At 60.6% G+C, this 12424-nt stretch carries 8 protein-coding genes and 1 pseudogene; 6 read left to right on the top strand and 3 right to left on the bottom strand.

What is annotated here, in order from left to right:
* Positions 1-528, bottom strand: a pseudogene (locus C725_RS07220) (methylase); the annotation flags it as partial.
* A gap of 75 nt (positions 529-603) precedes the next feature.
* On the bottom strand, positions 604-1539 hold the full coding sequence (locus C725_RS07215; protein WP_243442715.1) for a DUF7146 domain-containing protein: 936 nt from the start codon (positions 1537-1539) through the stop codon (positions 604-606).
* Between the two features lie 819 nt (positions 1540-2358).
* On the opposite strand from C725_RS07215, the gene C725_RS07210 reads away from it, so the two are divergent.
* The 4 genes from C725_RS07210 (at position 2359) to C725_RS07195 (ending at position 7040) form a co-directional block, all read left to right on the top strand.
* Positions 2359-2700 (top strand): helix-turn-helix domain-containing protein, encoded by a 342-nt coding sequence (locus C725_RS07210; RefSeq protein ID WP_200858593.1) that lies wholly within the window; start codon positions 2359-2361, stop codon positions 2698-2700.
* Between the two features lie 6 nt (positions 2701-2706).
* Positions 2707-3957: a type II toxin-antitoxin system HipA family toxin gene (locus C725_RS07205; RefSeq protein WP_008601434.1), complete on the top strand. Its 1251-nt coding sequence runs from the start codon at positions 2707-2709 to the stop codon at positions 3955-3957.
* 189 nt (positions 3958-4146) lie between these two features.
* A complete protein-coding gene (locus tag C725_RS07200; protein ID WP_008601432.1) occupies positions 4147-6504 on the top strand; it encodes a heavy metal translocating P-type ATPase in 2358 nt (785 codons plus the stop codon).
* Positions 6505-6617: 113 nt separating this feature from the next.
* On the top strand, positions 6618-7040 hold the full coding sequence (locus C725_RS07195; RefSeq protein WP_243442713.1) for a hypothetical protein: 423 nt from the start codon (positions 6618-6620) through the stop codon (positions 7038-7040).
* Between the two features lie 20 nt (positions 7041-7060).
* On the opposite strand, the gene C725_RS07190 is transcribed toward C725_RS07195, so the two are convergent.
* A complete protein-coding gene (locus C725_RS07190) occupies positions 7061-8944 on the bottom strand; it encodes a cytochrome c/FTR1 family iron permease (RefSeq protein ID WP_008601429.1) in 1884 nt (627 codons plus the stop codon).
* 143 nt (positions 8945-9087) lie between these two features.
* Between C725_RS07190 and C725_RS07185 the strand changes: the two genes are divergently transcribed.
* Positions 9088-9999 carry a PepSY-associated TM helix domain-containing protein gene (locus tag C725_RS07185; RefSeq protein ID WP_008601428.1) on the top strand — a complete coding sequence of 304 codons (912 nt, stop codon included), beginning with the start codon at positions 9088-9090 and terminating at the stop codon, positions 9997-9999.
* Positions 9996-12326: a TonB-dependent receptor gene (locus tag C725_RS07180; protein ID WP_008601427.1), complete on the top strand. Its 2331-nt coding sequence runs from the start codon at positions 9996-9998 to the stop codon at positions 12324-12326. Before C725_RS07185 ends, C725_RS07180 begins: the two co-directional genes overlap by 4 nt.
* Positions 12327-12424 lie beyond the last annotated feature (98 nt).

The raw sequence follows: 12424 nt of genomic DNA, 5'->3' as shown, positions 1-12424 counted from the left end.
GACGTGGGCCAGACCGTCTCGTCTTGCCGGATCGATCTCGTTGAGGAGCAGCGAAGCGTTCTGGAGGCAACCCCAGAGAGCAAGGGCACCATTGCCTGCGGACGGTTCGAGGAGCGTGTCTTCCGCGCAGACAGCTGCGGCCTTCGCCATCAGACAGGCCAGCATTGGCGGGGTCGAGAACTGCTGGAGCTCGACCTGTGCTTCGCTGCGAACGTGCCGTGGCGGCAAGGCTGCTTCGAGCCAGTCGAACCGCGCTTCGGCTTCGTGTACATTCGTCGCCAGATCGATCCGTGAGGACTCTCGAAGCCAGAGTAGTGCGCCGATCTCGACCGCGCTGTTGTAGTCGTCGATCGTCCAGGCACCTCCCCAGTCCAGAACACCGGTCTCTTCGGCGAACAGCCCGGAAATGTCGGTACGGGTAAGATGACGTCCCGAAGCAAGAAGCGCGGCAACTCGGGTGCCAATGGCATAGGCCAAGGGCATGGACGGCAACTGCTCGCCGGCGGGAAACAGGTCTGATTGAAACATGGCAATTCGTCCTCCTGATGAAGGCATCGGGACACGCCCTCTGCCGGATCAGGAATTCGAGAAGCCCTCTCTCCTCTACCGCGTCGCCTTGCGGCGCAGCCATGCTGTCAGCTCATCGTTCCAGTCTGTGTCGCGTGACGATGGCTTGCGAACGTGGATCGTCCGCCCATCGCGGGCATAGGCGGCCAGGGCACGCGACGCGGCCAGCTCGCCGCCAGCATCGTGATCGACGAAGAGGTGAAGCTCGGTCACGCTCTCAGGCACGCTGACGAGACCGAAGCGCTCATTGCCCAGGGTTGCCCAGACGGGAATGCCGGTGAGAGCATAGGCCGACATCGCGCTTTCGATGCCCTCCGCGAGGCCGAGCTTGCCGGAGGTAGGAGCGAAAAGGCGGACAGCAGCTTCCCCGAACGCGCCGAGCGCGCGCTTCGGTTTGTCGAAATCGGCCTTGGCATTGCCCGAAAGGAACGTGCGATGGATGGCGATCGGCCCCTCGTCGAGGCTGACTGCCGCGATCATGGCGGGCAGAAAGCGTGTTCGTCCCTTCGGACCAAGCGGCGTTCGTGGGTGGAAGCGCAGCGCCGGCGATGCGGCGAGGATGCCGCGGCTCTCAAGATATGCCTTTGCCGGACTGGCACGCAGTGGCTGTGCATCGCGCCAGATCCTCAGCGCTGCCGCCGAGGGTTTGCGGGTGCTGGTCGATTCGGGTTCGTTGGTGGTCGCAGAACCTGAAAAAAGCGCCGGTGCCTCGAAACCTTCACGCGCCAGAGCAGCCAGCACGCTCTGCTGGTCGCATCCCGCAAAACAGTGGAAGAGGATGGCTTGTCGCCCGAGCGATATGCCGAGCGAGGGTGTGCGGTCGTCATGTGCGGGGCAACGAGCCATGCCCTTGGTGCCGGACCATTTGCCGCCACGGCTTTCGCAGATGCGGCGGGCGGTTGCTTCCAAAGAGCTTATCTCGGTGAAATATCGGTGGGACATGGCACATCGCGATCCTTTCGGTTCGCTCATAAAGGCCCTCCTCCCCTCCAGCCCGTCTGTATTGTGAGAGCAGGTTGGAAAGGAGTCACTTCTGCGCTTCGACCCCGTCGGTTTGAGCGTCGCATCGCCATTGCCGCTCAGCCGCGAGGTATACCTATCTGCCGCGGCGGCTTCTCACTTGCGCCATTGATTCTTATTGCTGCCCCATGTCTGGGTCAGTTCAGATCATGTGATAACTTGCGCCCCCTATCGAGAATTTCGATCCGATCTTTCCTTCTGTAAAGCGCGTCGCGCCTTCGGAAGGTAGTCACGCCAAGTCCGCAGATGAGTGATATGGCTGATTTTTCTGGGCTTGCTCATTCCGGCCATCGCTGCAATCGCCATTCTGTCATGGCCGGCCTTACCTGCCTCACAAGCGAATAATGTCTTCGCGCGTTCGATTTCCTCGTCTGAATAATGCATTCGATGCTCCATCGGGTTGGACCTGCGAGAGCGTTCGAACGAAATTCGGCGAACCCTTTGCAGGGTCCGTCGGTTAACCTCCAACTGGAGGACGGGACCTCGGAATTCTTCCGAGGCTGTCGGCTTGTGCCGACATGCGTGACGTTTGCGATATAGTCGCCGAGACAATTCGTGCAACTGCACAGCGACTTTTGAAGTACAATGGTCAAGCCACGGCCTAGCGACCGCTCACCAGCGCCTCTCCACTCAGCCATGGCCATTGTAAGCCTCGTGCAGGAGGCGTTGAAGCATCTTCCTTCGGTAAATCTGCTTCAAGCGAAAGAGCAAAAAAACATGACATATCATTTCTATTTGCGGAATTTCGCATGATATGTCATATATCGGGCCATGCCCCGTTCGTCTCGAGCTGCTAGCGGACTACCGCCCCAGAGCCAACGTGCGATTACACGGCTAGGCAAGGATATCGCCCTTGCTCGCCGCCGGAGAAAACTTCCTCAGCGTTTAATGGCCGAGCGCATGATCGTCTCGGTTCAAACGCTGCAACGCCTCGAAGCGGGGGATCCTACCGTGGGCCTCGCGGTTCTGGCGAGCGCCCTGCATGTCCTTGGGATGACACAGCGCCTTGCCGAGCTGGTAACCCCAGACAGTGACCGGGCTGGCATCAGCGAGGATTTGTCCCGCCTGCCCCAAAAGACCCACGCTGTCAGCGACGATGATCTGGATTTCTAGCAAGCCGTGACGACCATCCGCACCTATGTCTTCGTGCATCTAGAGGAGGGGCCTGTTCCGGCAGGCCTTCTCACGATGACCGACGAACCGCGCAACCAGTTTGCTACCTTCGCTTACGGGCGGCGTTATCTGGAACGCACTGACCGTATTCCGGTCGATCCTGTAGCTCTACCGTTGCACGAAGCTGGAACTTCTCGAACGTTCAGGACGGAAGAAGGCTTTGCCGTGTTCGGTGGCATTCGGGATGCTGCTCCCGATGGCTGGGGCCAATACCTGATGTACAAGGCGATGGGCGATCGCTTGCCGAGCGAAATCGATCTCATTCTGGCCTCGGGCGAACATCGTGTAGGGGCGCTCGCCTTTGGGCCGACATCCGCCCAGCCGGAGAGAATTACGCCATGGGGGGGTGGCCCTGCTCCGGGCGAAGAGTTCACGCTCGCAGAGCTAGCGGAAGCCGCCGAACGCGCGCAGCATGTCGACGAACTCGACGAGAACTTAAGAGCCTTGCTGGCAGCCGGATCATCTCTGGGCGGCGCCCGGCCGAAGGCTGCTACAAAAATCGGCGACCAACCCTGGATCGCGAAATTCCAGAAGCGGGGAGACAGCTTTCCCGAATGCAGGGTCGAACTAGCGACAATGCGGCTTGCCAGCGAGTGTGGTCTCGACGTTCCGCCACTCGACTTCCGCTGTGTCCTTGATCGCGACATCTATCTGATCGAGCGGTTCGATCGGATTCCTCACGGCAACTGGCTGGAACGCAGGCCCTTTGCTTCGGGGCTCACAATGCTCGGGGCGCATGAGAGCGAGGTCAGCAGCTTCAGCTATGCGGATCTCGCAGGAGCGATCCGGCAATTCGGAACCGAAGTGCGCCAGGATCTACATGAGCTATTTCGTCGAATGCTGCTCAATATCCTCGTCACGAATGATGATGATCACCTACGTAATCATGGCTTCCTGTTCGATGGTGAGGGTTGGCGGCTATCGCCGCTTTACGATGTAGTGCCGAAACCGCAGCTGGGACTGGAGCGACGGCTCGTCCTCGGCGTGGGGCCGGAAGGCCGCAATGCAACGATCGAGAATGCTCTCGCCGGTGCCGCGGTCTTCGACCTCAGCCATGATGACGCGAAAGCAATCGCCGAAAACATGAGCAGAACCGTAGCGACACGGTGGGAACAGCTGTTCACGGAGGCTGGGATAAGCGCGGCTGACCGCAAGCGTTTCGCAACCTGCTTCCGATTGGCAGCGCCTGCATCATGATCGCAATCGCAGAAATCCGTTCATGGCGGCGCGTGCTTACCAAATTTGGCATGGTGATTACCCGGTGATTGCTAGCCGAAAAAACAGGGATCAAAAAATGCTGATTAGTGATTATATATCAGTGTATTATGATAGTATGATCACTAAGGTCTGGTATTTCAATAGGCGCTTTCGAAACGGGAAGAATACATGACTGACAAATTTGTCACAGGCACGCAGACCGCTGTCCCGAACGAAACGGCGGTCGATCCCGTATGCGGAATGAACGTCGCTATGAAGACTGCGAAATATACCCATGAGCATGAGGGAGCCGAACATTACTTCTGCTCCTCGCGCTGTCTCGACAAATTCCGCGCCGATCCCGAACTCTATCTTTCGAAGGCTCACCTCGACGCCGTAGAAGATGTACCCGAAGGCACGATCTATACCTGCCCCATGCATCCCGAAATCAGACAGCCCGGACCGGGATCCTGTCCCATTTGCGGGATGGCGCTCGAACCGGAGACGGTCAGCCTGGACGACGGGCCGGATCCCGAACTCGTCGACATGAGCCGCAGGTTCTGGTGGAGCGCGCTCTTCACGCTTCCGCTGTTTGCGTATGCCATGGGCGACCTTCTGCCCTCGAGACCATTCCACGGGCTCATCGACCCGGCCTGGGCACAGTGGCTGCAGCTGGTGCTTGCCTCTCCGGTCGTTCTGTGGGGCGGCTGGCCTTTTTTCACGCGTGCCGTGCAGTCGGTCCGCACGATGAATCTCAACATGTTCACCCTGATCGGGTTTGGCGTAGCGATCGCCTATTTTTTCAGCGTGGTGGCGACGCTCGTGCCGGACATCTTTCCCGATGCGTTTCGCGATGATGCGGGCCGCGTCGGCGTCTATTTCGAAGCCGCCGCAGTCATCACCACACTGGTACTGTTGGGCCAGGTGCTGGAGCTCAAGGCGAGGGGGTCTACTTCGAGCGCCCTACGCGCCCTGCTGGAGCTAGCACCTCCAACAGCGATGAAGATTTTCGCCCGCGGCGACGAGCGAGAAGTGCCGCTCGACGAATTGAGTTCGGGCGATCTCCTGCGCGTCCGCCCAGGCGACAAGGTTCCGGTTGATGGCAGCGTCGAGGAAGGCAGTAGCGCCATCGACGAATCGATGATCAGTGGCGAGCCCATCCCGGTCAAGAAAAATGCCGGCGATACGGTAATCGGCGGTACGGTGAACCAGACCGGCAGTTTCACCATGCGCGCCACGAAGATTGGCGCGGACACCATGCTGTCCAAGATTGTCCAGATGGTGGCGGAGGCGCAGCGCAGCCGGGCGCCGATCCAGCGACTCGCCGATCAGGTTACTGCCTGGTTCGTACCCATCGTGGTTCTGGTGGCCATCGTCAGTTTCGGTGTCTGGGCGGTGTGGGGGCCTGCGCCGGCACTGGCATACGCATTGATAAACGCGATCGCCGTTCTGATCATCGCCTGTCCCTGCGCCCTCGGACTGGCGACGCCGATGTCGATAATGACCGGCACGGGCAAAGGTGCCCAGCACGGGATCCTTATCAAGAATGCCGAGGCACTCGAAACCCTGGAAAAGATCGATACGCTGGTGGTCGACAAGACCGGCACGCTGACGCTCGGGAAACCCGATCTGGTCGATGTGCAACCCCGCTCCGGCTTCACCGACGGCGAATTGCTCAGCCTGGTGGCGGCGGTCGAACGCGGAAGCGAGCACCCGCTCGCGCATGCGATAGTCGAAGGTGCTGAAAACCGCGGAGCAGCCATTCTGGATGCCGCGAATATCGAATCCGTCACCGGCGAAGGCATCCAAGCAAGCGTCGAGGGTCGCAATATCGCGATCGGCAACGAAAAAATGATGAAACGCATCGGCGCCCTAGAGGAAACCTGGCGGCAGTCTGCGGAAGAAGGTCGACAGCTGGGCCAAACGGTTATGTTCGTGGCAGTGGACGGAGCGCCGGCGGGCCTCATCGCGGTCGCCGACCCGATCAAGGAAACGAGCCGCACTGCCATTACCGCGTTGCACGAGCGCGGCATCAAGGTCGTGATGCTTACCGGCGACAGCGAGGCTACCGCCCTCGCGGTTGCCGAACAGGTCGGCATCGATGAGGTCGAGGCAAACGTCTCGCCAGAAGACAAACACCGCAAGGTCGAGGAGTTGAAGAGCGGGGGCAGCCGTGTCGCCATGGCCGGCGATGGGATCAACGACGCCCCTGCGCTCGCCGCTTCGCATGTTGGAATTGCCATGGGAACCGGGACCGATGTCGCCATCGAAAGCGCGGGCGTGACACTGGTCCGCGGCGATCTGGTTGGCGTTGTTCAAGCGCTGGTCCTGTCCCGAGCCACGATGCGCAACATCCGCCAGAACCTGTTCTTCGCCTTCGCTTACAACACGCTGGGGATACCCGTGGCTGCCGGTGTCCTTTATCCCTGGACCGGCATGCTCCTCAGTCCTATGATCGCGGCTGCGGCAATGAGTTTGTCGTCGGTTTCCGTTATCGGCAATGCGCTGAGGCTTAGAGGCCTATCGCTCCCAAAGCTCGACGCGTGAGGCGCACTGACCGTAAAGACGAACGCACGGATCTCGCCACGCGATCGCATGGAACGAGCGCTAATCCGAGCGGTGAGACATGGCGCGGCGCACATCCATTGGTTTGGATTTCGGTGATCGGGTTTCTGATCGCGTTCGTCTGGGAAATGCTACAATTGCCGTTTTACGAGGCGGGTGGACTGACGCCCGCCCAGGCCGCATACCGCTGCGGCCTCGCATCGTTCGGCGATGCCGGTATCATGGTCGCGGCCTATCTCGCGGGCTCTATCGGCAACTCGTATTCCCCATGGCTGGTGCGCTGGCCCGCGGGACGTTTTAGTGCATACCTCGCGACAGGTCTTGTCATCACTGCGAGCGTCGAGGTTCTCGCGGTCGGGGCCGACTGGGGCTGGACCTACAGCGATCTCATGCCCCTGCTGCCAGGAACGCATATCGGACTTGTACCCATGCTCATGTGGGTCATTGTCCCTACTGCGACCCTGTGGCTGGTCCGCAGAATAGGCGTCGGACCGAAGGAGCGTCTACCGAACAATTAGAGCGGGTTCGAGATGCCCCGCTACTGTGAGCGGTGGTGACGATTACCGTAGCGAAATCCAAGCACCAAAGCGAGGACGGCTACCAGCTGAGCGGCGAGCGTTTCCACGGTGGGAAAGAACCCGAGATCGGGCAGGGGGGGAAGTCCTGACACCGCAGTCATGGAGATCGTGCCCGCTTCCTGGAACGCGCCCACACCCTTGCCGGCCAGGATGATCGCGAGGACTGCGATCAGTATCGAGCTGTACTTGAAGAATTGCGTGATCGGCAGCTTGCGGCTGTAGCGCAGCATGAACCATGCAAGAGCCGACAGGACGGCGAGAGCCGACGCGGCCCCTGCAAGTATCACCGAACTGCTGTCTGGGTTCCAGAGGGCGGCATAGAACAGGATCGTCTCGAAGGCTTCGCGATAGACTACGACAAAGGCGAGCCCGAAGAGAAACCATGACGATCGCCTCGAGAGAGCCTTTCCCATCTTCTGCTGAATATAGCGTCGCCATTCATCTGCCTGGCTCTTGCCGTGCATCCAGATCCCGACGGAAATGAGGATGACCGCCGCCAACAGCGCACCGAATCCTTCTGTCAGCTCGCGGCTCGCTCCGCTGATACTGACGAAATAGGTCGCGGCCACCCAGGTGGCTACGCCTGCCAATAGCGCGGCGACCCACCCGCCATGCACGTAGGCGATTACTTCGCCACGGCTGGATTTACGCACGAAGGCGATCATGGCAATCACCACGAGAAGTGCCTCTATCCCCTCGCGCAGCAGGATCGTGAAGGCACCAAGAAAAGTCGAGATGTCGCTGGCTGCTTCGGGCGCGAGAGCGACATCCGCTTGCTCAAGCAGGCTCACGGCGAAAGCGTGTCGTTCGCGCAATCGGGAGACGGGCACGTCGCTCTCGATTTCTGAACGATATTGGCTGAGCGCTTGCTCGATCTGCCGCATGAGATCGCCATCGCGCGTCGCGAGAATACCCTCGACCGGTTCGAAGCCGTCAAGATAGGCCGACAGAGCTAGTCGGCGCGCCTCTGCGCGTTCGCCCCGCTCGTAGGCGGCGAGACTTTGCTGCAGGGTCTGGCGCGCAAGATCGAGCGAGCCGTTCTCGCTTCTCTGGCTGACAACTCCGGGATTTGATCGCAGGTATGCCATGACAGCAAACGCCTGATTATCTCCAATTGCATCGGCAAGCTCTGCGGGTGTGATGGCTGCAAGTGTCTCGAGATCGGGTATCAGACGCCGGACACGATCATCTTCGCGCCAGATTTTCTCCCCCCGTTCAATATCCTCGAATGCAATGCCGCCCGCATAGAATGCGAGGGCCCAACGATCGGCTTCCGGAAGTGCAGCAAAGCTGGGCATCGACGTGCCCTCTAGGCCCTGCGTTATAACCTGATAGAGACCGAAAATGCTGCGCTGGCGCGCTCGGTCGGCATCGGTGAAATCGATCGGCGGAGGCTCGAGCGTCATGCTGGCTGCCGGAGGGGAACGGCCCGATGCACCGTGACACGAGGCGCAGTTCTGGGAAAAGAGCGTCGATGCGCGAGACAAATCGGGCGGGCTTCGGGGAGCCAGCGGAACCGGGTACGCCTCCAACAGCGATCCACCCAAGGCACGGGCCAGCCGGGAAACGCGCTCGACCGAAGCTTTCTTCTCAATCGCCTGACGCAGGTCCACAGACATCGCGATTAGACCGGGTTTGGCCGAAGCATCGGGAAGCGCGGCTACTTGTTCGCCGACGGTCGAAGAAAATTCGACCATTTCGTCATATTCGAAATTGTCAATGACCTGCCCGTTCGACACCGCTGCGGAGTAATCGACAGCGATGTAGTCGAGAAGGCGCCACGTCGTGCGCACCTCTGAGCCCTCCGCGCGCGCCATGCCCGACAGGCCGACAAGTATGGCCATGAAAAAAATTTTTAGTGCCGTATGTGGAGAAGTGAGTGAGGCTAGCATCCGGGCCTTTCTATAGGAATGCGACTGGTTCGCAATAGCAAGAATCTGCTACTTGCGATATAGAACTCGGGCTTGCCCTCGAAGTCCCGCTGTTCATGGCCTTCAGCCAAGACAGCCCCTTGCTGACCGTGACTACCGGCCCGGCGCCCGACGCTGCGGGCGAGGACATGACGCTGCTTTTCCTCGACCGCACGACCGGCGCGTCACTGGGTCCCGCGCCCGGCAATGCGGTTATGGAGTTTCTGCTCCAGCTGCACACCGACATGTTCCCCGGCCTGCCCGGCATGTTGTTCTTGGGAGCGATGGCCATATTGCTGGTGGTCGCGCTAATTTCCGGCGTCGTGCTTTACGCCCCGTTCATGCGCAAATTGCCGTTCGGTACCGTCAGGAAAGGTCGCAATAAGCGCCTTCGCCGATTGGATCAGCACAATTTCCTCGGCATCGTAGCGCTGGCCTGGATGCTCGTGATTGCCCTTACCGGCGCAATCAATGCCTTTGCCGATCCCCTTACCGAGAACTGGCGCGATGGTGAGATCGCCCGAATGACGGATGCCTATGCTCGAACCCCGGCGCTGCCACCTGCAGACTACGGCTCGATCGATCAGGCGATGTCGGCCGCCCAGCAAGCGATTCCCGGCCAAAGCCCCCAGTTCATCGGCTTTCCGGGCGGAGCCTGGTCATCGGGCCATCACTACGCGATATTTTTCCAAGGAGATCGCCCGGTAACGCAGCATCTCCTGACACCGGCACTCGTCGACGCGGCGACTGGCGAACTTACCGACGCTCGCACCATGCCGGTGATCAACCAGGCGCTGATGATGTCGAAACCGCTGCACTTCGGCGATTACGGCGGCCTTCCGCTCAAGCTAATCTGGGCCGCCCTGACCCTCGCGACAATCTGGGTTTTGTGGACTGGCATCATGCTCTGGCTTCGCCGCAAGCCTGGTGAAGTCGAGCGCCGGATCGAGGAAATCCGAAGCGGCGCGGCTGCAAGGGCTTCGTCATGAGAAGACAAGGCAGACGCCGGCGCACCATTTTCGCAGTTCCGGCCGCGATTGGCGCATCATCCCTGCTGGGGCTCTTCCTCGGTCTGACGGGTGATGGCCTTGGCGACCTTTTCGCATGGCTGCTGGTCGGTTTCGCCCCCTTCACCATGGCCGCCGTACTGCTGCGCCGCTCACCGAATTTATCGCGACCCTATTCAGGAAAGACGATCGCAATGAACCGCTTTTCCCAGATCTCCATCTTCGCCCTCGGAATTTCGATAGCCTCGTCAGTTCAGGCTCAAGAGCAACAGGCGGACGACGTCATCGTCGTGACCGCGCAGCGCGCCAACGAAACCGAGGTGGTAAACGGGGGCAGCGCCGGGGTGCTCGGCGACAAGCCGGCAGAAGACCTCCCCTTCGCAATCCGGTCATATGACGAAAGCCTGATCCTCAACCAGCAACCTCGATCGCTGGGCGATGTACTGGAAAATGACCCGACCATTCGGACCACCTACGGCTTCGGCAACGCCTCCGAGCAGTTCGTGATCCGCGGCTTCACCCTGTTCGGCGACGATGTGGGTCTCAACGGCCTATACGGGATCACACCGCGCCAATTGGTCGCACCCGAGCTGTTTGAAAGCGTCCAGGTCCTCAACGGTGCCAGCGCCTTCCTGAACGGTGCAGCACCGGGCGGCTCGGGACTTGGCGGTAGCGTCAACCTGCAGCTCAAGCGGGCCGGAAACACCGATCTCAATCGCGTGACCGTTTCAGCCAGCGAGAATGCCCACTTCGGCGGCAGCTTCGATGTCGCACGCCGCTTTGGCCAGAACGGCGAATGGGGCGTTCGCCTGAATGCAGCCTATCGAGACGGCGAAATGTCGATCGACCGTGAAGACCGCCGCATTCAGGTCGTGGGCGGTGCGATCGACTATGACAGTGGCCCGCTACGGGCAGCTCTCGACCTGGCGTTCCAGAATGTCCGGATCGACGCCTTGCGGCCGAAGGTCACCGTCGGAAGCGCAACGATCCCTGCCGTTCCCGATGGCGATGCGAACTATGCGCAGGATTTCACCTACACCGAAATGCGCGATGTCTTCGGCACGCTGGCCGTCGAATACGATCTTACCGACAATGCATTGGCATACTTCAGGGCCGGTGCGCGCGATGGGCGCGAGGAAGGCATTTACGGCGGCATCACCGTCCTTGATGCCCCCAGCGGTGCCGCCAACGGCACCGCGCTGTTCGTCCCGCGGACCGACAACAACGAAGCGCTCGAAGCTGGCATCCGCGCGAAGCTGGGCGAAGCGATCACCCACGAGTTCAATTTCGGCGGCAATGCCAGCTGGCAGGTGAATCGCAACGCCTACGATTTTCGTTACGGGCCGGGTTTTGCCGGCTACGCCACCAATATCTACGACACTCCGCAGGTGGACCTGCCGTCTTCGACCCTCGTCGGCGGCGACTTGGTTGATCCATTCCCGATTGCGCGGACGCGACTGTGGAGCGCCTTCGCATCCGATACGATCGGGATGATCGAAGACCGTTTGCAGGTCACGGCGGGCCTGCGCCTGCAATCCATCAATGTGAAGAGCTACAGTTATTTCGTGGGCGACCTGGCGACCGAATACGACGAGAGCGCAGTCACGCCCGTGATTGGTGTGGTCCTAAAACCCTTCGATGGCCTGTCCCTTTACGGCAACCGAATCGAGGCGCTCCAGCAGGGTCCGACAGCGCCCCTCGATCCGGCGCTCGTCAGCAATCCGGGAGAGGTGCTCGCGCCGCGCAAGTCGCTGCAATACGAAGTTGGCGGCAAGCTCGCACTTGGCAGCCTCTTCGTCGGTTTGGGCGCCTATCGCCTCGAGCGCCCCGGCGAGGGCGTACTGGCCGATGGAAGCTTTGGTTACCTTGGAGATCAGCGCCACCAGGGCCTCGAGTTCACGGTCAACGGCGACCTGACCCCCAGCCTGAGGCTGATCGGCGGCGCAGCTCTTACCGATGCGGAGCTCGACAGCGGCAACGACGTGCCTGGCGTTCCCGAATATACCGCCAATGCAGACATTGATTGGGACCTTGGCTTTGTGCCTGGCGCGACGATCACGGCGCGTGCCGTGCACACCGGTCCGCAGTGGGTCGATGCCGCCAACACGCTCGAACTCGACAGCTGGACGCGTATCGACCTCGGTGCGCGCTACGTTTTCGCGGCGGGCGACACGCCGGTCACGCTCCGCCTCTCGGCCGACAACATAACGAACGAAAAGTACTGGGCCAGCGCGTTCGACGCCTTTTCTGCCGCACTGCTGCAAGGAACCCCGCGCACAATCAAAGCCAGCATCTCTGCCGACTTCTAAGTTGGGCTGCGATGGGGCCGCTAGCGGTCAGTCCGGTCCTGGTCGACAAGGCGCAGATAGCGGACATTCGGCTTGCGACCCGTAAGCGGACATTGGTC

This window comes from Pacificimonas flava (genome assembly GCF_000342165.1).
Taxonomy (GTDB): domain Bacteria; phylum Pseudomonadota; class Alphaproteobacteria; order Sphingomonadales; family Sphingomonadaceae; genus Pacificimonas; species Pacificimonas flava.
This window is presented reverse-complemented; position numbering and strand designations above follow the sequence as displayed.

Bases quoted from the DNA above. Each gene is read 5' to 3' on its own strand.
- C725_RS07210 (WP_200858593.1), top strand. From the start codon at position 2,359: ATGCCCCGTTCGTCTCGAGCTGCTAGCGGACTACCGCCCCAGAGCCAA.
- C725_RS07190 (WP_008601429.1), bottom strand. From the start codon at position 8,944: ATGGCCATACTTGTCGGCCTGTCGGGCATGGCGCGCGCGGAGGGCTCA.
- C725_RS07180 (WP_008601427.1), top strand. From the start codon at position 9,996: ATGAGAAGACAAGGCAGACGCCGGCGCACCATTTTCGCAGTTCCGGCC.
- C725_RS07215 (WP_243442715.1), bottom strand. From the start codon at position 1,539: ATGAGCGAACCGAAAGGATCGCGATGTGCCATGTCCCACCGATATTTC.
- C725_RS07185 (WP_008601428.1), top strand. From the start codon at position 9,088: ATGGCCTTCAGCCAAGACAGCCCCTTGCTGACCGTGACTACCGGCCCG.
- C725_RS07200 (WP_008601432.1), top strand. From the start codon at position 4,147: ATGACTGACAAATTTGTCACAGGCACGCAGACCGCTGTCCCGAACGAA.